The sequence below is a fragment of the Fimbriimonas ginsengisoli Gsoil 348 genome (assembly GCF_000724625.1).
In the GTDB taxonomy this organism is placed as follows: Bacteria; Armatimonadota; Fimbriimonadia; order Fimbriimonadales; family Fimbriimonadaceae; genus Fimbriimonas; species Fimbriimonas ginsengisoli.
The window spans coordinates 1014720-1035871 of record NZ_CP007139.1 but is presented as its reverse complement, the minus strand read 5'-3'; the positions used below and the strand labels follow the sequence as shown (position 1 = coordinate 1035871).

Here is a 21152-nt window from a genome sequence, read left to right as displayed (position 1 = left end):
CGGGCCGTTGTTGTAAAGGAATTCTCTACCGGATCGATAGACAATAGGCTCTATTGCCGGTAAGGGAGGCCATTCTAGTGTGGTAAGGCAATGATCGCTCCCACCTCCCAGCTCGAAGAACTCCAGTCGCGGCTCAATGACGCCTCGGCCGAGGAGATCCTGCGTTGGGCTGGGGAGCGGTTCGGCGCCGGCGTCGCCTTCGCCTCCAGCTTCGGCGCGGAGGACGTGGTGCTCATCGACCTGATCGCAAAGGTGGCGCCCGCGATTCCAATCTTCGTGCTCGACACCGGGCGGCTTCATCAAGAGACCTACGACGTCATGGAGCGGAGCCGTGAGCGATATGGGATCGAGTTCGAGACGTACAGCCCGCAAACGGAGGAGATCCAAAACCTGCTCCGAAACCGCGGGCCGAACAGTTTCTACCGATCCATCGACGACCGCAAGCTTTGCTGCGAGATCCGAAAGGTGGAACCGCTTCGCCGCGCCCTCAGTGGCCGGCAAGCATGGATCACCGGACTTCGCCGCGCGCAGGCGGTTACCAGGGCCACTCTGCCCAAGGTCGAAATCGACGCCACCCATGGCGGGATCTTCAAACTCAACCCCCTCGCCGATTGGAGCGAGGAGCAAGTCTGGGCGTACATCCGGGCCAACGATGTTCCTTACAACGCCCTCCACGACCGTGGCTTTCCCAGCATCGGGTGCGCGCCGTGCACCCGCGCCATCGCTCCCGGCGAGGATGTCCGCGCCGGACGCTGGTGGTGGGAAGCCGCCGAGCACAAGGAGTGCGGCCTGCACGTAAAGCGCTAGGCCAGGAACAACAACGCGTGAACGAGAACGAACGAATCAAGCAGGAAAAGAACCCCCTCGACGTGTGGGAGGATTTGGTCCGCTACTCTAAGTCCGGGTTCGAGAGCATCGATCCGGACGATTTCCTTCGGATGCGGTGGTACGGGCTGTACCAGCAGAAGCCGAACGATGGACACTTCATGCTGCGCATCAAGGTGCCGAGCGGCGACCTGTCGACCGAACAGCTTCGGACCGTGGCCGACGTCACCCGACTCTATGCCCGTGGGATCACGGATATCACGACGCGCCAGAACTTCCAATTCCACTGGCTGACGATCCAAGACGTTCCGGACATCCTCAACCGGTTTGCGCAGGTCGGGATCAGCGCCTCCGGCGCCTGCGGCGACATCCCACGTAACGTAACCGGATGCCCGGTCGCCGGAATCGATCCGAACGAGGTCTTCGATGCCCGCCCCGAGGCCGAGATTATCCACCAAATGTTTCTCGACAATCGCGAGTATTCGGACCTGCCTCGCAAGTTCAAGACGACGGTCGCCGGCTGCGGCCAGCACTGCTCTCAGCCCGAGATCAACGACATCGGCGCCACCGCCGTACGCCGGATTCGGGCCAACGGCGAAGTCGAGGAGGGATTCCAGATCCGGGTCGGCGGCGGATTATCGGCCCGTCCGTTCTTCGCGAAGAGATTGAACATGTTCGTGCCGAAAGATCGGCTGCCGAGCGTCTTTCACGCGATCGTCACGATCTTCCGGGACCACGGCAACCGCGAAAACCGGAAGGCCGCCCGGCTGAAGTTTCTGGTGAACGAATGGGGGATCGAGCGGTTCGAGGAGGAGGTTCGCTCTCGTCTGGATTGGCGGCCCGATTTCGCCGACGACTGGCCCGAGCCTCGGAAGAACTTCCGAGACCATGTAGGGATCCACGCCCAGAAGCAGGAAGGGCTTTCCTGGATCGGCGCAACCGTTCTCAGCGGACGGCTGAACGACTCTCAGGTGTACGAAGCGGCGAGGATCGCTGACGAGTTCGGCGGAGGAAATATCCGCACGACGAACCAGCAAAACCTGATCTTCCCGGACATTCCGAACGCCCGCGTGGAGGCAGCGGCCAAAGCGCTGGAGGCGGCCGGCCTGCAAGTGAACGTTTCCCCAATCCGCCGAGCGGCCGTCGCCTGCACCGGCAACGAGTTCTGCAATCTCGCCCTCACCGAAACGAAGCGGCTGATCGTCGAGATCGTCGAGCACGTCGAAGGGGCGGTGGCGATTAACGAGCCGATTCGGATCAACTTGAACGGCTGCCCCAACTCCTGCGGGCAGCACCACATCGGCGACATCGGCCTCCAAGGGTGCCTTGTCAAGCAAGGGCCGGGAAAGCCGCCGGTGGATGGCTACGACATCTCACTCGGTGGGCGTCTTGGGGCCGACTCCAAGTTCGTCCGTCCTATCCGGCGCAAGGTGCCCGCGACCGAGGTGAAACACGCGATCGCCAACCTTCTGAACGGCTATGTGGAGCAGCGGGAAGACGAGGACGACTTCGCCGACTTCGTCGACCGCCACTCCGACGACGAGCTGGCGACCCTCATGCGCGTCACCTTCGCCGAGGGTGTGCCCACTCCCGTTCCGGCGGGAATTCCCGTGGAAGTCTGACCGTGCCTTACACTCAATACCACCCGGTCTACCTCGACCTCAACGATCGCCAAGTTCTGATCGTTGGGGGCGGGTCGATCGCGCTCGAAAAGCTGAACTCGCTCCTGCCTGCGTCCGGGGCCCGCATTACGGTGATTTCTCCGGAGGCGCGCGAAGAGATTCGTAGTTGGCATCGGGAAGGAAAGTTGGTTTGGGAATCTCGGACGTTCCATCCGGACGATATCGAGCCGGCCTACATGGTGATCGCCGCTACCGACGATCCCGATCTCAACGAGTGGGTCTATCGTTGCGGAAACGATCGCCAGAGGCTTACCAACTCGGTCGACGACCCGGCTAACTGCAACTTCATCATGGCCGCCCTCACGAGGCAGGGGCCAATGCAAGTGGCCGTCTCTTCGGCCGGTTGCAGCCCGGCGCTGGCGCAACGGGTACGAAATCGGATCGTCAGCGAAATCCTAACCGAGGACTTGGGCGAGCTCGCGGAGTTCTTGGGCGATCGAAGGGCCGAGGTGAAGCGGCGGCTTCCCGGTTACAAGGTTCGCCAAGCGTTTTGGGAAAGAGTGCTGGACTCTGAGATCCCCGGCCTCTTAACACGAGATAAGGCAGAAGCGGACGCGGCGTTTCAGCGCATGCTCGACCGCGCGGTGGAGCATGCCCCGGGCGACTTCTCCTTCACACCGGCGAAGGTGTACATCGTGGGGGCCGGCCCGGGCGATCCCGAGCTCATTACCCTGCGCGGACTACGCGCCCTCCAGCGCGCCGATGTCGTCCTGTACGACCGGCTGGTGCACCCCGATCTACTCAAACACGCTCCCGCGAAAGCGGAGCAAATCTACGTTGGGAAAGAAGTCGGTCATCAAGGGCGCGGGCGGCAGCGGTCGATCAACGACCTGCTCGTCTCGCACGCCCGCGCCGGCCGGACGGTCGTCCGGCTGAAAGGGGGCGATCCGTTCGTATTCGGCCGGGGCGGGGAAGAGATTCTCGCCCTCAACGAGGCCGGCATCGAATTCGAAGTGATCCCGGGCGTCAGCTCCGCGATCGCCGGACCGGCGGCGGCGAATATACCGGTCACTCATCGCGGCGTCTCCACCGCGTTTGCCGTGTTCGCCGGCCACGAGGCGGAAGGACGCGACGAGGTCCCGTGGGATGCCGCCGCGCGGATGCCCACCGCCGTATTCCTAATGGGGGTGGAGCGGCTTGCGACCATCGCCGAGCGGCTGGTATCCGCCGGGCGGAGCCCGGAAACACCGGTCGCCGTCGTGTCGAAAGCGACTCACGCCGATCAGGTCGTGGCCATGGGAACGCTGAACAATATCGTCCGACGAGCGGAGGGAATCGTCTCCCCCGCCGTCATCGTCGTCGGCGAGGTCGTTCGAGTTCGAGAGACTCTGGACGCAACCGTTCGCTCGACCTTAACACCCGCTCTCGCACATAAATAAGAACATGCCCTACGTCGTTGTCGAACCGTGTATTGGAGTGAAGGACAAGTCCTGCATGACCGTCTGCCCCGTGGACTGCATCTACGAGGCCGAAGATCAGGTCTTTATCAATCCCGACGAGTGCATCGATTGCGGTCTATGCGAGCCGGAGTGCCCCGTGAACGCGATCTTCGTCGACACCGATGTCCCTGAGAATTGGAAGTCGTTCATTGAGCTAAACGCCGTAGAGGGACGCCGTTTAGGGGGAGGTTAGCGCACGAATGATCCCCTCCGGAGCCCCCTCCTCGTCGCACGGCTTAGTCCGCCCCAACCGAGGCGATGAGGAGGGGGTTGGGGGTGGAGATCCGCCCAACCGATAGCTACAAAATTACGGATATGGTGTTCGATTGACCGACCAAACCACCACTGCCTTCGCCTCCCGTCTCGCTCGAGAGCGGGCGGACCATCCGTTCCCAACCGCGTTTCGCACGTGGCCCGAGCGGTTCACCGAGGCTTCGCTGGGAATCCTTTTTCCGCATTTCGCCCAGCAGGATCTCACGGACGCCCACGCGCTCGACGCGTCGATCGAAAATCTGCGGGGATGCGTGGAGGAGACGGTCGGCGCCCTGAACCATCCGACGTTGAGGTCGGCAAGCGTGGCTTCAGCGTTTGTCGAGGGGCTCGAAGAGATTTACGATGCGCTCCACGCCGACGCCCAGGCGCTTTTCGAGAACGACCCGGCGGCGGAGAGCATCGACCAAGTCATCTTCTCCTACCCCGGCTTCTACGCAACCGCGATCTACCGTCTTGCGAACTCGCTCCATCGCTTGGGAGTTCCGCTGCTTCCCCGCATGGTTTCCGAGCAGGCGCACACCCGTTGCGGCATCGATATCCACCCGGCGGCACAAATCGGCCGTTCGTTCTTTATCGACCATGGAACCGGGATCGTCGTCGGCGAATCGGCGGTGATCGGCGATCGCGTGAAGCTGTATCAAGGCGTCACCCTCGGCGCCCACCAGGTTCACAAGCGGCTGGCGGGCACGAAAAGGCACCCGACCATTGAGGACGATGTGGTGATTTACGCCCATGCGACCATCCTCGGCGACATCGTCATTGGCTCTCGAAGCATCATCGGTGGCAACGTCTGGGTTACCGAGGGGGTGCCTCCGAACTCAGTGGTCGCGATCCGGAACACGGTTCGAAGCAAAGCCGCCGAGGTCTCTCAGTCTTCCATCGCAGAATTTTCGATCTAGGTGAATCCAACTTGAAACTCAATTCCATCCTCGAAGGCATCGGCAACTCTCCTCACCTCCGGATCAACCGGCTCTTCGGCGATCGCGCCGAGGTTTGGACGAAGCTCGAACGGGCAAACCCGGGCGGCAGCATCAAGGACCGGATCGGCCTCGCGATGATCGAGGATGCCGAGCGGAGAGGGATCATCGACAAGGACACGGTCTTGGTGGAGCCGACTTCCGGCAACACCGGCATCGGTCTTGCGCTCGTGGCGGCGGTCAAGGGGTACCAGCTCGTGCTCGTCATGCCGGAATCGATGTCGATCGAGCGCCGCCGCCTGATGGCCGCTTACGGCGCGAAGCTCGATTTGACCCCTCGAGAGAAGGGGATGAAGGGGGCGATCGAGCGTGCGAACCAGTTGGCTGCCGAACTGCCGAAGGCTTGGATTCCGGGCCAGTTCGACAACGAGGCGAATATCGAGGTCCACAAGCGCACCACCGCCGAGGAGATATTCGCCGATTTCCCCGAAGGGCTCGACTATATCATCACGGGAGTCGGAACGGGCGGGCATATCACGGCTTGCGCCGAGGTGCTCAAGCCGCGATGGCCGCAGCTCAAAGTGATCGCCGTCGAACCGGATAAGTCGCCCGTCATCGCGGGCGGAGCCCCGTCGCCCCACCGCTTGCAAGGTCTTGGGGCCGGCTTCATTCCGGGCAACCTGCACACGGATGCGCTCGATGGGGTAATCGGCATCTCCGAGGAAGAGGCGTTCCACTTCACGCGCCGCGCCGCGAAAGAGGAGGGTCTCCTCGTCGGAATCTCCTCCGGCGCCGCCCTCGCCGCCGTCGACCGAAAGATCGCCGAGCTCAACGGCCAACCCGCCCGAATCCTAACCTTCTCTTACGACACCGGCGAACGATACCTGTCGATCGACGACCTTTTCTAAGCAGTGGCACGGCGCTTCCAGCCCGTGTGTATCACGACCATCCTGGTCGTGTAAATGGACCAAGGGCATCCTGCCCTTGGAACCCACTGGCTAGAAGCCAGTGCCACGTTCGGCGCCCAGCCGGCCTTGGAAATACTCGACCGTCTTAGTCAACCCGTCCGTTAGGGAAGTCTTGTATTCGTAGCCAAGGATAGTACGAGCTCGGGTTAGGTCCGGACGGCGCTGTTTCGGGTCGTCTTGGGCGGCCGGAACGTGGACGATTTCGCTCTTCGATCCGGTCACCGCGATCACTTCTTTGGCGAACTGCAGGATCGTCCGCTCCTCTTCCGTGCCGATATTCACCGGCTCGTGGTAGTCGCTTGACGCCAATCGGTAGACGCCGTCGATCGTGTCTTCGTAATAACCGAAAGAGCGGGTCTGGCTTCCATCCCCGTATACGGTGATCGGTTCGCCCAAGAGCGCCTGCTTTACAAAGTTCGGAACCACCCGCCCATCGTCGAGGCGCATGCGGGGGCCGTACGTGTTGAAGAAACGGACGATGCGGGTGTCCACGTTGTGGAAGTGGCGGTACGCCATCGTCATCGCTTCCGCAAACCGTTTCGCCTCGTCGTACACTGCCCGCGGGCCGACCGGGTTGACGTTCCCCCAGTAAGTTTCCGGTTGCGGCGAAATAAGCGGATCGCCATACACCTCGCTGGTCGAGGCGAGCATGAACTTCGCCCCTTTCGCCTTCGCGAGGCCGAGCGCGTTGTGGGTGCCCAGCGACCCGACTTTCAAGACCGGGATCGGATGTTTCTTAAAGTCATCCGGGCTGGCGGGGCTGGCGAAGTGGAAGACGAAGTCGACGGGGCCATCCACGTAAATGTAGTCCGAGACGTTGTGCTTGATGAACCGGACTCGCCCGTCGCCGGCGAGGTGCGCGATGTTGTCGGTGCTTCCCGTGATCAAATTGTCAAGCACGACGATGTGGTCCCACCCCTCTTTCAGGAGACGATCGACGAGGTGGGACCCTAGAAACCCGGCGCCCCCGGTAACAACGGCTCGCATGACAACGATTAAGGCACAACCGGTCCCGTTTGGCCTGCGACTTGAGAATGGTTATGCCAAGATAGCCGCTGTGGAGCTTAAGAAAGCGCGTGTCGGAGTCGTTATGGCAGGAGGATCCGGCGAGCGGTTCTGGCCGCTTTCCCGCCCCGGCCGTCCCAAACAGCTCCTCTGCCTCACCGATCCCAATGTAACGATGCTGGAGGAGGCGGTGCGCCGCGTCGAGCCGCTTTTCGGCGTTGACGGTACCTATGTGGCCACCTCCACCCCCCTTCGTGAGGCGATCATCGATTGCGGAGTGGCACCGGAGTCATTGGTTTTATCCGAGCCGGCGAGGCGCAACACGCTGGGCGCGATCTGTTGGATCGTGGCCAACCTCATTTCACGAGACCTTGGCGATGCGACCGTGGCGATTCTAACCGCCGACCACCTGATCGGCTCCCCGGATACCTTTCGCGAGTGTCTCGCCTCCGCGATGGATATCGCGGAGAGGGAGGATGGAATCGTCACCCTCGGCGTTCCACCTACTCGGCCGGAAACCGGATACGGATATATCGAGGAAGGAGACCACTCCTCTTCCGCTGCTTCGAATGGCCGGGTCGCTCGGCGAGCGCAGTCTTTCCGCGAAAAGCCGTCCGAGGCAACCGCCGAGGAGTTTCTCAGCTCGGGCCGGTTTTTGTGGAACAGCGGCATGTTCTTCTTCACCGTCGCCACTTTCCTGGCCGAGCTCATCCGAACCCAGCCCGCCGCCCATCTCGCGCTCTTGAATATGGCCGGCGCGCTCCGGGCGAACGATCGAGATGCCGCCCGTCGCGAGTTCGAGTCGCTTCCCAATATATCGGTCGACTACGCAGTGATGGAGCGGGCCGAGCGGATGTTCGTGCTGCGAGCCGATTTCCCCTGGGACGACGTCGGCGCGTGGGATGCGATGGCGCGAACGTTGCCCTCCGACGAGCGTGGCAACGTCATCCAAGGGAATGCGGTGGTGGAGGACAGCGAAGACTGTGTGGTGATCAACGACGAACCCGGAATCACCGTCGGCGTACTTGGATTGCGAGACTTGGTAGTAGTTGCAACCAAGGATGCGGTTCTCGTTTGCCCGAAGAGCCAAGCGCAACGAGTGCGGACGATTTCGGAAGCCGTGTCGAAACGGCGAACCTCTGGCGCCTAGTCATTGGCTCGTCAAGGCTCCTGTCTCATCAGTTGCGGGAATCTCCGGAAATGTGGGTCACGCGTCACCAGAATCAGGTCATGTTGGAGCGATAGAGCCGCGGTCCAAATGGAAAACGATCAACTCAAACAAGCTGGCGCGAGTCGCCGCGATCTTTTGAAAGGGGCGGCGTTGGCCGGACTCGTCGGTGGCCCGACTCGTGTACTCTCCCACGCTGTGGAAGCTGCTCCCTCGTTCGTGACCCTCCTCCGCCCTCCCGACCTGGTTCGGACGTTTGGGGTGGACAACCACGAGATCAAGATCGAGAAGACTCGTGAAGGGGTCTGGGAAGGGAACGGCGTTGAAGTGGAGATCGCCGTCCATGGCAATCACGTTCGGCTCTCCCTGCGAAGCAAGGACAACGTTTGCCGGATTCATGTTCGGTGGCACGGCGATATGCGATCGGTGAAACGCTATTTAGGCGACCACTGGGAGCGATCGTACGGGGACCTCGAGTGGCGAGGCGAGGTTCCCGGCCGCACGATGCCCTGGTACTTCATGGCGTTCGACGGCCATCGCACTCACGGCTACGGCGTTCGTACCGGCCCGGCCGCGATGTGCTTCTGGAATGCCGACGCCCAGGGCGTCTCCCTATGGGCCGACGTTCGAAGCGGCGGCGCCCCGGTCGAGCTTGGGCCTCACACGCTCGAAGTCGCGGAGATCGTGTGCCGCGAAGGGCGAAGCGGCGAGAGCCCGTTCGCCGCAACCCAAGCGTTCTGCCGGCAGATGTGCCTTCACCCGCGCCTGCCCGAAAAGCCGGTGTACGGCACCAACGACTGGAACTACGCCTACGGGAACAACAGCGCCGAGCTAATCGCCGGCGTGAGCGGCCTCATCTCCGAGCTCTCTCCGGATAAGGACAACCGGCCGTACTCCGTCATCGACGAAGGCTGGGCGGAAGGACCTTTCCAGGGAAATTTCGGCCACGGCCCTTGGGTTGGTAACCCTCGCTTCGGCGATATGGCCACATTCGCCGCGAGGCTGAAGGGGCTTGGGGTCCGCCCCGGCATCTGGTTCCGCCCCCTTACTCCGCTTCCCGATACTCCTCAGTCGTGGCGATCGGCGCGCAACTCCCGCTACCTCGATCCAACCATCCCTGAGGTGCGCGAACACGTCGCCTCGCACATCCGCCGCCTTGTTGGCTGGGGCTATGAGATGGTCAAACACGACTTCACGACCTGGGACCTTCTCGGCATGTGGGGTTTCGAGATGGGCGCCTCGCCGACGCGTGACGGTTGGCATCTTCATGATCGCTCCAAGACGAACGCCGAGGCGTTCACCGACCTTTACCGCACTATCCGCGAGGCGGCCGGAGACGCGCGCCTAATCGGGTGCAACACCGTCAGCCACCTCGCGACCGGTTTCCACGAAGTGCAGCGCACTGGCGACGATACCAGTGGACGGAGCTGGAACCGAAACCGGAGGATGGGAGTGAACACGCTCGCCTTTCGAGCCGCCCAGCACCGCGCGTTCTACGAAGTCGACCCCGATATCGTCGCCATCACCAAGGCGGTGCCTTGGCGCCTCGTGGAGCAGTGGCTGCGCTTGGTCTCGGAAAGCGGAACCGCGCTGTTCGTCGCCGTCGAGCCCGAGATCGTCGAGCCGCATCACCGGGTGGCGCTGAAGAAGGCGTTCGAGTTCGCGGCGAAGCCGCAAGTCATCGGGGAACCGCTCGACTGGATGGAGACCGACTGTCCGCGCCGGTGGCGGTTGCGTGGGAAGGAGACCGAATTCGCCTGGATGGGTGACGACGGCGCCTGGCCGTTTGGCGATTAGTCCGCCTCGCTTGTCCAACCATACTAAGGCAATGAAGCCTTGGACGTGGCTGATGTTGAGCGCGGCGTTACTCGGCGTAGGCTGTGCCAGAGATTCGTCGAGCATCGTTGGCTCATGGCGGTCCGGATCGCTGGGCACGATGAGCGAATATCACTTCTTTCCCGATGGAAAGTTCACGATGCGCACCACGCGGAGCGGGGTCACGGCCGATGTGGAGGGAATCTACAAGATCGACGGAGACCGGCTCGCAATGACGCCCACAAAGTCGACCGTAGACGGCGCCAACGTCGCCCTCCGTGCGAAACTTGAACCGAGTTTGAAGCAGCCCTCCCGGGTGCCGATGAAGTGGGACGACTCCGATTCCTTGACGCTGGTGATGCCCAAGGGGCCAGGTTTGGTCCTCTCCCGAAACTCCACCAAGCCGTGACCTGAGCGGTTATGCCAGACGATGCTAAGCCGAAACCAAGCTCCGTTACCGTCGACACCGCGGCGCCGGTGGAGACGACGTCGTCGGTGGACATCACTTCGCCGCGTCCACGCCGCCGCGACCCGTTGGTGGTCAAAGATATCTCCGAGGTGCTGCGGTCGATCGAGACCTGCCGCCACTCCCAGCACGGTCGCGGGATCACCGCGATCTTGCGAATCGTGAGAGAGCAACTGAAAGCGCGAATGGGCTACCAGGAGCCAGCTTTCATCTTTTGGTTCGCTACGTTTTTCGTGGTCGCCCTTCTTGGCGTTGGCTTTGTTGGGAAGCAAAGTCGTGCGTTCTCGATGGCCGCCGTGTTGGCGTCGCTGGGATTGGTGAACGGCGTCTGGTGGCTGAAAGGCCGACGGGTGGCGTGGTCCTACAACGCAGATCGAAAGGCGATTCGCCAAGCCGCGGTGGAGGGGATCACCTACCTCTATGTCCGAGGTCACCACGCAAAGCGGCTGTATCGCGACGACGTTTACACTCTGCAGGATCTGGCGAAAGGACATCCGGAATTCAAAAGGACCATGAAGGAGATCGTCGACGCCGCCGAACGATCTTGATCTAGACGCGACCAGTTATCCTGGACCCCATGCTTTCGCTCTTATCCGCCTTGATCCTTACCGGTTCTGACTCGGTCGACATCCGGAAATTCGGCGCGGTAGGTGATGGGGTGACGGTTTGTACGAGGGCGATCCAGCGGGCGATCGATGAGGCCGGGAAGGGGGTGGTTCTCGTTCCTGCCGGACGGTATCTCACCGGCTCATTGCACCTCCGGTCGCACGTCGAGCTGCGGCTCGCGGAAGGCGCGGTTTTGCTTGGCAGCCCGCGTCGGCACGACTACGAGAAAGGGGTTTGGTACTCGCTGCTGATCGCCAAGGATTTGGAGGATGTCGCGATCACCGGCAAGGGGACGATCGACGGACAAGGGGCGGAAGTGGCGAAAGACGTTCTCCACATGGTGGAGACGGGGGAGATCAAGATTCCGCCCAAGGGGTGGCGGCCGTCCGAGACCGAACGGCCCCAGATCATCGAGATGAGCGGCTGCCGCAACGTCCGGGTCAAAAACGTGACGCTGAAGAACGCCACCTGCTGGGTGCAGACCTACCACAACTGCTCAGGTCTTACCATCGAGGGAGTCACGGTCGACAGCAAGAGCTACTGGAACAACGACGGGATCGACGTGGTCGATTGCCGGAACGTACGGATCGCCAACTGTGACGTCGACACCGGCGACGACGGCATCTGCCTCAAATCCGACGATCCGAAATCCGCTTGCGAGAACGTAACGATCGAGAACTGCCGGGTGCGAAGCAGCGCCAGCGCAATCAAGTTCGGCACCGCCAGCCACGGCGGTTTCCGCCACATTCGGGTGCGGAACATTCGGATTCACGACACGTTCCGCTCATGCCTCGCGCTGGAGTCGGTAGACGGCGGCGCGCTAGAAGATGTGGTCGTCTCGAACATCAAAGCCGTCCACACTGGCAACGCCTTTTTTATTCGTCTTGGCCACCGCACCTTGAGCGCGCCGCCCGGAAGAGTGAGGCACGTGGTGCTGCGCGACTTCGACGTTCAGATCCCCGCCGGGCGTCCGGACATGGGATATCCGTTCAAAGGCCCTCAATTCTCCGAAGCGCACAATCTCTGTCCGTCATCGATCGTGGGACTCAAACAGGCCCCGATTGAGGATGTACGTCTGGAGCGGATCCACGTCCGCTTCGCGGGAGGGGGCACGCCGGAAATCGCCAAAACCACGATCGCCAAGGTTCCGGAGCGAGTCAAGGAATATCCGGAGTTCACCATGTTTGGAGAGCTGCCCTCATGGGCTCTCTACGCGCGGCACGTCCGAGGCCTCAAAATCGCGGACTTCTCCGCGACCCTCGAGAAGAAGGATTACCGACCGCCATTCGCGCTCGATGACGTCAGGGGGCTAACTGCCACCAAGGTAAAGATCCAAGGAGCCCTCGGTCTCCCCATCCCCTCGAACCTTCGTCCAACGGAATAGAACCAAGAAAACGTCTTCATTCCTCCTTCATCTCCAAAACCGATCATGGGGACATGGTTGATCACAAACTGGATGACAACGACGACGAGCCGGTGGCCGCTCGCCGCGAAGATAGCCTCCTCGAATCCCAATGAATACATGCCTATTCGGGGCTGAATAGGCATGTACCGGTTAGAGGCTTATTTGCTTAAGTGGCTATCGCTATCGACCACCTCCCCGGCGAGGCTCGTCGGGCTGAAAGTGCTTGCCTTCCATCGATTTCAGCTTTGCCTTCTGGTCGTCGGTCAGCACCTTGGCGATTTCGTCGCTTAGTATTTGCTGATTCCTTTTCATAAAGCTCGGAACTTCCCGTGGGTCGATTTCTTCGTTCCGCACTTTCTCGAAGATGGCTCGCTTCCCCTCTTCCGCCCTCTGGTTGAGCGCTTTGATTTTCGCCTTCTGGGCGTCCGTCAAAGCGACATCCGTCTGAATATCGGCATCGTTGACTGCGGCGTAGCCGGCGATCTGGATAGCGATCCCCTTGAGTCGCGCCAACTGGGCGGCGGAGAGGATCTTCTTGATCGCGGCGCTATTCTTCTTGCGCATCTCTTCGAAAGCCTTGCGGCCCTCCTCCGAGTCGGGGCCGCCCGGCCCGCCAAATCCGCCCGGTCCGCCGGGAGGCGGACCACCGAATCCGCCACCTCCCGGAGGGCCACCGGGACCGCCGCCAGGACCGCTGTCCGGTCCGCCTCCTGGCGGACGCATCGATTCGCGGAGCATGGCCAACTGCTCCTTTTGGTCGTCGGAAAGTTGAAGGTCGGCTTGAACGTCGGGGCGCCCTACGAGCATGTCCAGGCTCACCCCGCCTCCCGGCCCCCCGAGCAGCCGGCCGCCCGGTCCGCCCCGAACGAGACCTCCCTGGGGAGGACCGCCCTGGGGCGGACCCCCAGGAAAGCCTTGGGCCAACGCGCCCGCCGTGAGGGTGGCAAACAGGGTGGCGATGATCAGTCGGTTGGTTTTCATTTCGAGTCCTCTCATCCGGTTTGGGCCTTTTCCGGTGGCCAGTTTTGAATCTAAATCGCCCGCTCTAAGGCGAAGACACGGTTAATTTGGGGAGTGGAACGAAGGTCGCTAGGGCAAAGCCTCCACTCGAACGTTGTCGAGGCCCCAGCTTTGATCCGCCAGCGTCCGCGTGAGCGCGGCCGAGAACAGGAACTGGGCGGTGGTTGCGGTGTGGTCGATCGTCTGGGTGATGTGATAGGTCGTGTCCTTGTAAAGGATCGTGCCAGCGAACGGGTAGCCGAGGCTGTCCGCAGTGATCCGTCCCGTTCCCGGAGCGTTCGTACCACCGTCGGGATAGGTTTGGGTGATGTCCTTCACGTTGGAGAACCCTTGCGAGAAGAAAGACGTCCCGCCGAGCGACACTCCCAGCTTTTCGTTTTCCCAGTCGCCGATGACGTAGAGATCGAACGAGATCCGCAGCTTTGTGTGGCTCGTAAGTCCCGAAAGGGTCAGGGTTGCGGAGTTGGTTCCCGCGAGCCGCCCAAGGAATTTCTGCCCACCGGGCGCGGTGTCCCAGGTCGTCGGCGTCCATGCCGCCGGAACTCCCGATTGGAAGTCGTAGAAGAAGCCGGACGGCTCTACCACGATCACGCTAACCGCGGCGGTGGCGCGGCTATCCACGACGCTGGTCGCCCGGATCGTGTAGGTTCCGGCGGTGGAAGGCGCCGTGTAAACGCCGGCGGAAGTGATCGAACCACCATTGGTTTGCCACGTCACGGAACTGTTCTTGGCCCCGGTGACCGTCGCCCGATACGCGGCCTGGGTTCCGGTGACAAGGGTGATCCCATCTGGCGACACGGAGACCGCTACTTGGTTCACTTTGACGCTAACGGAGGCGGATTTCGTCGGGTCCTCGACGCTGGTGGCGGTCACCGTATAGGTGCCTGCGGTGTCCGGCGCCGTAAAGCTGCCGGAGGAGTCGATCGTTCCCCCGGTCGCCGTCCATGTCACGCTCTTGTTGGTGGCATTGGTGACGGTTGCGGTGAAGGCGGCGGATTCCCGGGTTCCCAGCGTCGCGTTTTGCGGCGTGACGATAACCGTGAGCCCCGATCCCGAAACCGTTACCGTAGCGGTTCCGGACGCGGCCGGGTTTACGGTGCTGCGCGCCGTAATCGTGTAAATTCCGGCGGTTGTCGGAGCCGTGAAGAATCCGGTCGTGGTAATCCGCCCCGCAGAGGCTTCCCACGTGACCGACGTGTCTTCGGTACCGGTCACCGTCGCTTTGAAGCTCTTGCTTTGTCCGAGACCGAGGGTGGTCGTGGCCGGGGAGACGGTGACTCTGATATCGCCGGGGCTGGCGACGGTCACCTTTGCCTCCGCGTATTTGGTGGTATCGGCGACGCTGGTCGCACGGACGGTGTAGGCGCCGGTCGTCGTCGGTGCGGTGTACAGGCCCGCGCTGGTAACGGTGCCCGAGGTGGCGGTCCAGGTGACCGCCGTGTTCTCAGTTCCCGTGACCGTGGCGACGAACGTCTTCGTTCCGCTCGGCGCGATGGTCGTCGCCGTGGGGCTAATGGAGACGGCGACCGGAGTGGTGGGATTTCCTTGATTCGACCCACCTCCGCCGCCGCAGCCGAGGGAAAGAAGCAGGAGCGCTCCCAACCCGATCAAACGCAACTTCTCGTGGTTCATGACTGCGAGGACTTGGTCTGCCGGGCGTGAAGATCACCGGAAGCGAAAACTTCATATTGTTTTCATGATTAGTTGACCCAATCGCGCCTAAATGTGACATTTATGAAGTTATTGGGGTCAGTCCATCGAAATTCGTCGCGCCACGAAATCGGTCGATCCCGCTTTTCGCCTGGCATAAACCGCGATCGCTTTCGTTTCGGACACGACCTCCAGACCTTCCCAGCCGCCTGCCTGTTGCGCGACGGATGGAGCCAAGTTGAAACGGGCGTATCGAACCTTGGAGACCGGCCGCACGACGCCCGCGTCGTTTTGCTCCGCCACCAGAAGGAGAGTGAGTAATCCTTTGCCCGGCTCCGTGCGCCGGACGCACCCTTGGAACCGAATCTCTCCCTTTCTCGGATGCTCGCCCGGGTTTGGCACCCAAACGAGCGGCTCGCCAATCACTTTGGCCGCTTTTAGCGACGGATACGGATCGCGGATGCGGCTTCTTGTGGGCCCGCTTCCGGGCGCGTACAACTCGAAGTGGAGATGAGGAGCGGTGGCGTCGCCGCTCTCACCGACATAGCCGAGAAATCGTCCGGCTTGAACGTGCTGCCCCGGGCTTAGGTCGGGTGCGAACATGAGGTCGCGCGTCGCCCTGTGGTCGTGGCGGCCCACGTTATCGTCGTTTAGGTGAGTGCCGAGCACCACCCACCCGTTGTCGCCGTAGATCCAGAACGACTCCCGTTTCATTCCGATCGTGCCGGAGATCGGCGCCACGATCGGGGTCATCTTGGGAGCCCGAATGTCGATCCCGGTATGGAGGAACCGCCCCCGATTCTCGCCGTACCCGTCGTTCCATCGGGAAACGCCGAGAACCGGAAAGATCATTGGAATCCGCACTTTCTGAGGAGGCAACGGTTCGCGCCCATAGGGCGCCACCGGCGGCTCGGGACCCCACTCGGGATGCTGCGGGGCGCCAAGGGCCAAAAGCATGGTCAGGATCAAACGAATCTCCGGAGGGCTGGACCGTGCTTCATATATGGCGCCTCTCCAAGAAGAACTGCATAAGTAGGAGAAATCGCTCCCGTTAAGTTCAGAAAGTTAAGCCAGCCCGACCCTTTATCTATTATCGCGATTCGCGATAATAGATAAAGGAGAGAGGCCCGCGCGGGGGAATCACACCCATCGGATAAGTGAAAGAGAGTAGGCTAACGCCGCCGCCGATGGAGCTTAGCGCCGAGAAGAAGCGAATCGTTTACACCCTTGCCGTCGGCAAGCCGAAGTTCGCCGAGTGCGCGCTCGGCCTCGGAAGGTCGCTCAAGCTCATCGGCGACTCCACCCGGCGGGTTGTGATTACCGACCAGCTCGACTTTCCCTGGGAGAAGTCGTTCGACGAAGTAATCGCCCCCGAGGACCCGCTGAACTGGATCTTCTTCTCCAAGCTGACCGCGCTGGAGCGAACCGACGCCGATCAGGTTCTCTTTATCGACAGCGACAGCCTCGTCTTCCGGCGCCTGGATCCCATCTTCACCTATTGCCAAGGGCGCGGCCTGTGCGTACAGGGGGAAAGGATCACGGCTGGCGATTGGTACGGCAGCGTAGAAGAGGCGTGCCGGCGGCACGGCGTACCGAACCTGCCTCAGTTCAACGGCGGCATGATCTACTACGAGCGCACGCCCGAGTGCCAGTCGTTCATCGAAACGTGCCGAGAGTACGGAAGGCGGGCGAAAGAGCTCGGCTTTCAGCGCGACGACCCTCTCATCCCCGACGAGCCGTGCATTGCGCTGGCGATGGCCCAGACCGGACAAGGGCACCTGATCCCGGACGAAATGGATTTCCAAAACTCGGCCGTCGGCCTCATCGGACCTCTCCGGCTGGATGTCGAGACGAACACCTGCGAATTCACCTGCCGCCGCTACGACGTCCGATTCGTCCGCCCCTACATCTTCCACGCCTCGCGCTACATCTACTTCGTCAAATACTGGCGGCAGTTGCGCCGTCTCGCCGAGCTAGAAGAGTACGAGGCAACCCACGGATTCGGCCACATGTCGAGCGCGCATAAATTCGCCCGATCCATCCAGAAGCGGATACTGAAGCTGCGCGGCCGCCTCTAACGCCTCCTGCCAAAAATTTGGCACTTTCCCCTTGGCATTTGGAAAATGCCGTGCCAAAATATTGGCATGCCCAAGAAGAACGAGGCGTTGAGCCGCCGGGAACGGCAGATTATGGATGCGCTTTACCGGCTCGGTAAAGCTTCGGCCGCCGAGGTTCGCGACGCAATCGACGAGCCGCCCACCTATACCGCGGTGCGTACCCACCTCGGCATCCTGCAGGAGAAGGGGCACATCCGATACGAGAGCGACGGCACGAGATACATCTACGAGCCGGTCGTCCCGCGAGATCAGATGGCGAAGAGCGCTATCGACAACGTTCTCCAGACGTTCTTCGGCGGATCGGTCGAGCGGGTGGTCGCCACCCTGGTCGACCGGGATGAGGCGCACGTTACCGACGAACAACTGGCGCGTTTGGCCGAGATCATCGAGCGCGCTCGACAGGAGGGGCGATGAACGGAGAGGGTTGGCTCGACCTATCGCTCGCCTGTGCGGGATTCGTCGCGGTGTCGACCGCTTTTCTGCTCCTCGCGTGGGGAGTAACCCGCCTCCTTTCCCGCCATAGCGCCGCCACGAGGCACCTCGTTTGGAGCGTGGCATTCGTCGCCGCCTTGGTAACGCCGATCGCCGGACTCCTCCTACCCTCGCACCCGATCCCGGTCGTTCGGATCGCCGCCGAGGCCGCGCCGGTCGAAACGCTTAACGCGGTCGAGTTGACGCTCCCGATGTCCGATCGACCGGCAGTGACCGAGCTGCCGCCGGTCGACCCGGCAAAGCCTCGGCTTCCCGCTGTGGTCGGATTGTGGGTATTCGGGGCGGTTCTCGCCGGAGCGGAAGCGCTGGTTGCGCTGATCGCGCTCTGTTTGCTTCGACGCCGGGCGGTCGCGCCGGCGGTCGACGTCACCCATCTGGCCGATCGTGCCGGACTTGAAAGGAATTGGGAGCTGCGGGTCGCCGCCGGTCCCTACCCTCCGACCGCGATGACTTGGGGCATTCGCCGCCCGGTCGTCATGCTGCCGGAGGTGGCGCTTGCGTGGCCACAAGAGCGCCTGGAAGCCGTCGTGCTTCACGAACTCGCCCACGTGCGTCGGAGGGATTGCGCGAGCCAGCTCGTCGCGGTCGCTACTTGCGCCCTTTACTGGTTTAACCCGGTCGTTTGGCTCTGCGCGCGAGCCATGCGGGCGGAAGCCGAAGGTGCGGCCGACGATGCCGTGCTCCGCTCTGGCGTGACCCCCTCGGTCTACGCCGAAGCGTTGCTCGGAATCGCCGCCGCCCTCGGAAGAAGAAGGCAGCCGTTTGCGGCCGTCGGAGTTCCCATCATGAAGAGATCCAAGATCGAAAGAAGAATCGAGGCAATCCTCGACCCCCGAGCGCGCCGCCGCGGCGCGACCCTTACCGAAACCCTGGTAGCCGCCACTCTCGGTATTGCCACCTTGTTCCCACTGGCCACCCTTCGTCCGGCTGTCGTTCAATCGCCGCCCCCGGCCCTGCTAGCGCCTACCGCGCCGGTTGCGGTACGCCCCGCCAAAGCGGTCATCGCTCCGCAAGCCATCTCGCGGCCCGGCAAGGCGAAGAAGCTCAAGCATTCGTCGGCGAAGCGCCACTCCCATCGCCCAACTGCGAACTCCGTGCCCGTTTATGTTGTCTCTGTGCCCGCCTATGTTGTGTCCGCCGCTCCCAAGCCGGCGCCCGCCGCGCCCCGGCCCTCGATTAACCTGCGGGCGGTGACCGCTCCCCACGCGGTGAGCGGTCTACGGTGGGTTCCCTCGGTGGCTCCCAGGACGGTCGACATCGCCTTGTCCACTCCTTCTGCGATCGCATCCGTCGCTCCGCAAGTGACGAGCCCGTCATCGGCTCAAGCGACCTCCAACCTTTCAGCCAGGCTGGCTAGCAGCATCACGTTTACGACTTCACCTATCCAAACCCATGCTGCGGTGACCACGTCGGCTCCGCTCGCCACGAATCTTGCGAACTCAATATCGCTGGTGCGTGCCCAAGCCGATGCCCGGCCGGCGACGTTGTCGGCGCAACTGGAGCTGGTGCAGGCGGCCCGAGCGAAAAAAGGCACGGAATCTGCCCAACTAGCGGGCTCTGGTTTGCGGATCGAAACGGCACTCGCGGCAAAGGCTGCCGCCGAGCAGAGGCTGACGGTCCAGCAATTGCAAGGGTTGAAGGTTAAGCTTCTAAACCAAAAACTCGCGGTCGAGCAACTGTCGCTGGCTAAGTCGCAGTTCGACGCGACCGCATTGCAGCGAGCCGCGGCGGAGCAGCGGCTAACCGTAGAGAAGCTACAGTCTCTGCGTCTTCACCGGATGTCTGGCAAGCTTGGAAAAACCGAGCTCGAAATCGCCAAAACGCGCCTAACGATCGCCCGAGCCCAGCTCAAACTGGCTAAGCAGTTAGCGGAACTGCATCGGAAGAAGTAGAGGCGTTGAGGCGTTGAGGCGTTGAGGCGTTGAGGCGTTGAGGCGTTGAGGCGTTGAGGCGTTGAGGCGTTGAGAGCTTGATGCATTACCCTTTCCTTCACGCCCTGCGCTTCACGCCTAGCGCCTAACGCCTAGCGGCCCATCTCACCCTCCCCCTCGCCGCGAAGAGCAGCGCTCGGCCGTCGTGGTACGCCGCTTTCCACATATCGCCTTTTGTGTCGTAGTGGAGCGGCTTTCCATCCCTCGAAAGGTAGCCGAACCAGCCTCCGTACTGGCTATCGATTTGCCGCCCGCGAATCCAGCGCCAAACGCCCGTCAACGCCTCCGCATAGGCGGCCACATCGGCACCAGGCAGCTCCAATCCCCAAGCCAGGCCTAGGAGAGCCTCCGCTTGCACCCACCAGATCTTTGTGTCGTCGAACACTTCGCCTTCTGGAGTGCCGGTATTGAAGAGTCCGCCAAGTTCACCGTCGAGCCCGTGGCAGAGGACGTAATCGATCAGCTTGCGCGCAACCCCGGCGGTCTGTTCCGTCACCTCGCCGTGCAACTCCCGCGAAGCGGCCATCAGCAAATGGGCTGCCTCGATATCGTGCCCATACGAAATCAGGCCGGGCACGGGCGACCAATCGGGCTGAGCGTATTGGTATAGCCATCCATCCGCGTGTAATAGTCGTTTCGTCAGAATCTCCGAGGCCTCGGCAAGCCTTTCGAGCAATAACGGGTCGCGCCAGACCCGCGCAAGCTCGGTAAACGCTTCCAGCAGGTGGAGATGGGTGTTCTGCGACTTCAGGCCGTAACGCGTGCCGATCGCGTCGCGATTTGGCCCGCTCCAGTCGGCAGGCGCCTTCAGCAACGGTTGTCCCGCCGCGTCCGTCCACTCGAAGTACCCACCGTGCTCTTCGTCGTGGACCCTCGTTTCCAGCCAGTGAAAAACCTGCTTCGCCAAACTTAGGGCACGTGCCTCGTCCGTGACCCGGTAGACCGCGGCGAGGGCGTAGAGGACGAAGGAAGCACCGTAGGAGTGGCGCTGATCCGCGTAGTCGCCGCAAGGTATTCCGTCGGCGTCTACGACCCAAAGAGTCGACCCGGTCTCGGCTTCGACAAGCCGGCTTTCTAAGAAATCGAGCCCGTGCCGCGCGTACCCGCGAAACTCACCCGCTCGCGAGTGACCGGTTTCGGCGAGGGTTGCGGAGAGCCAGGTCATTCGCGCCTGGAAAACCACCCCGCGCAACCCGTCATCCTCCAGCGTCCAATCGCGACGGAACTTCTGAAAGAATCCGCCTCTCGGGTCGACGCATGCCGGAAACCACCGGGCAATCAAATCGTTCCACAGCGAATCGATCAATTCGTCGGCGAGAGTGGCGCGATTCATGCGAAAGTTGAGGATGACACGCGGTGCGCCGTCCCTGGCC

At 62.1% G+C, this 21152-nt stretch carries 19 protein-coding genes; 14 read left to right on the top strand and 5 right to left on the bottom strand.

The genetic code is table 11. The features are described from left to right. Positions 1-90 precede the first annotated feature (90 nt). The 6 genes from OP10G_RS04790 to cysK all read left to right on the top strand — a co-directional run bounded on the left by OP10G_RS04790 (position 91) and on the right by cysK (position 6044). Positions 91-807 carry a phosphoadenylyl-sulfate reductase gene (locus tag OP10G_RS04790; RefSeq protein WP_025227024.1) on the top strand — a complete coding sequence of 239 codons (717 nt, stop codon included), beginning with the start codon at positions 91-93 and terminating at the stop codon, positions 805-807. A gap of 17 nt (positions 808-824) precedes the next feature. After that, the gene (locus OP10G_RS04785; protein ID WP_025227025.1) at positions 825-2447 is read left to right on the top strand and encodes a nitrite/sulfite reductase; all 1623 of its coding nucleotides are present in this window, start codon (positions 825-827) and stop codon (positions 2445-2447) included. A gap of 2 nt (positions 2448-2449) precedes the next feature. After that, positions 2450-3886 (top strand): siroheme synthase CysG, encoded by a 1437-nt coding sequence (cysG, locus tag OP10G_RS04780; protein ID WP_025227026.1) that lies wholly within the window; start codon positions 2450-2452, stop codon positions 3884-3886. Positions 3887-3890: 4 nt separating this feature from the next. Beyond that, positions 3891-4139 (top strand): indolepyruvate ferredoxin oxidoreductase subunit alpha, encoded by a 249-nt coding sequence (locus OP10G_RS04775; protein WP_025227027.1) that lies wholly within the window; start codon positions 3891-3893, stop codon positions 4137-4139. 133 nt (positions 4140-4272) lie between these two features. Continuing rightward, positions 4273-5118 (top strand): serine O-acetyltransferase EpsC, encoded by an 846-nt coding sequence (gene epsC, locus OP10G_RS04770; RefSeq protein WP_025227028.1) that lies wholly within the window; start codon positions 4273-4275, stop codon positions 5116-5118. 11 nt (positions 5119-5129) lie between these two features. Further along, positions 5130-6044 carry a cysteine synthase A gene (gene cysK, locus OP10G_RS04765; RefSeq protein WP_025227029.1) on the top strand — a complete coding sequence of 305 codons (915 nt, stop codon included), beginning with the start codon at positions 5130-5132 and terminating at the stop codon, positions 6042-6044. 90 nt (positions 6045-6134) lie between these two features. Here cysK and OP10G_RS04760 read toward each other — a convergent pair whose 3' ends face one another. Continuing rightward, entirely contained in the window at positions 6135-7091 is a 957-nt protein-coding gene (locus tag OP10G_RS04760; protein WP_025227030.1) for a UDP-glucuronic acid decarboxylase family protein, read from the bottom strand. Between OP10G_RS04760 and OP10G_RS04755 the strand changes: the two genes are divergently transcribed. The 5 genes from OP10G_RS04755 (at position 7090) to OP10G_RS04735 (ending at position 12548) form a co-directional block, all read left to right on the top strand. Then, positions 7090-8259, top strand: a complete 1170-nt coding sequence (locus tag OP10G_RS04755; RefSeq protein WP_025227031.1) for a mannose-1-phosphate guanylyltransferase — start codon at positions 7090-7092, stop codon at positions 8257-8259. The two genes, OP10G_RS04760 and OP10G_RS04755, sit on opposite strands and share 2 nt — an antisense overlap. A gap of 108 nt (positions 8260-8367) precedes the next feature. Next, positions 8368-10074: a twin-arginine translocation signal domain-containing protein gene (locus OP10G_RS04750; protein WP_025227032.1), complete on the top strand. Its 1707-nt coding sequence runs from the start codon at positions 8368-8370 to the stop codon at positions 10072-10074. 31 nt (positions 10075-10105) lie between these two features. Continuing rightward, positions 10106-10501 carry a hypothetical protein gene (locus OP10G_RS04745; RefSeq protein ID WP_025227033.1) on the top strand — a complete coding sequence of 132 codons (396 nt, stop codon included), beginning with the start codon at positions 10106-10108 and terminating at the stop codon, positions 10499-10501. 11 nt (positions 10502-10512) lie between these two features. Continuing rightward, on the top strand, positions 10513-11106 hold the full coding sequence (locus OP10G_RS04740; RefSeq protein WP_025227034.1) for a hypothetical protein: 594 nt from the start codon (positions 10513-10515) through the stop codon (positions 11104-11106). A 29-nt stretch (positions 11107-11135) separates the two neighbouring features. Beyond that, the gene (locus OP10G_RS04735) at positions 11136-12548 is read left to right on the top strand and encodes a glycoside hydrolase family 28 protein (protein WP_025227035.1); all 1413 of its coding nucleotides are present in this window, start codon (positions 11136-11138) and stop codon (positions 12546-12548) included. A gap of 201 nt (positions 12549-12749) precedes the next feature. Here the strand turns inward: OP10G_RS04735 and OP10G_RS26130 are convergent, their stop codons facing one another. The 3 genes from OP10G_RS26130 to OP10G_RS04710 form a co-directional block, all read right to left on the bottom strand. Then, the gene (locus tag OP10G_RS26130) at positions 12750-13550 is read right to left on the bottom strand and encodes a hypothetical protein (protein WP_052547551.1); all 801 of its coding nucleotides are present in this window, start codon (positions 13548-13550) and stop codon (positions 12750-12752) included. Between the two features lie 108 nt (positions 13551-13658). Next, on the bottom strand, positions 13659-15221 hold the full coding sequence (locus OP10G_RS23985; protein ID WP_025227037.1) for a hypothetical protein: 1563 nt from the start codon (positions 15219-15221) through the stop codon (positions 13659-13661). A gap of 117 nt (positions 15222-15338) precedes the next feature. Continuing rightward, positions 15339-16196, bottom strand: a complete 858-nt coding sequence (locus OP10G_RS04710) for a M23 family metallopeptidase (RefSeq protein ID WP_144240996.1) — start codon at positions 16194-16196, stop codon at positions 15339-15341. Positions 16197-16426: 230 nt separating this feature from the next. On the opposite strand from OP10G_RS04710, the gene OP10G_RS04705 reads away from it, so the two are divergent. The 3 genes from OP10G_RS04705 to OP10G_RS04695 all read left to right on the top strand — a co-directional run bounded on the left by OP10G_RS04705 (position 16427) and on the right by OP10G_RS04695 (position 19740). Continuing rightward, positions 16427-17317 carry a hypothetical protein gene (locus OP10G_RS04705; protein WP_025227039.1) on the top strand — a complete coding sequence of 297 codons (891 nt, stop codon included), beginning with the start codon at positions 16427-16429 and terminating at the stop codon, positions 17315-17317. A gap of 66 nt (positions 17318-17383) precedes the next feature. Next, positions 17384-17770 carry a BlaI/MecI/CopY family transcriptional regulator gene (locus tag OP10G_RS04700; protein ID WP_025227040.1) on the top strand — a complete coding sequence of 129 codons (387 nt, stop codon included), beginning with the start codon at positions 17384-17386 and terminating at the stop codon, positions 17768-17770. Continuing rightward, positions 17767-19740 carry a M56 family metallopeptidase gene (locus OP10G_RS04695; protein ID WP_025227041.1) on the top strand — a complete coding sequence of 658 codons (1974 nt, stop codon included), beginning with the start codon at positions 17767-17769 and terminating at the stop codon, positions 19738-19740. Before OP10G_RS04700 ends, OP10G_RS04695 begins: the two co-directional genes overlap by 4 nt. 124 nt (positions 19741-19864) lie before the next feature. Here the strand turns inward: OP10G_RS04695 and OP10G_RS25635 are convergent, their stop codons facing one another. Further along, on the bottom strand, positions 19865-21112 hold the full coding sequence (locus OP10G_RS25635) for an AGE family epimerase/isomerase (RefSeq protein WP_158409132.1): 1248 nt from the start codon (positions 21110-21112) through the stop codon (positions 19865-19867). Positions 21113-21152: the final 40 nt, after the last annotated feature.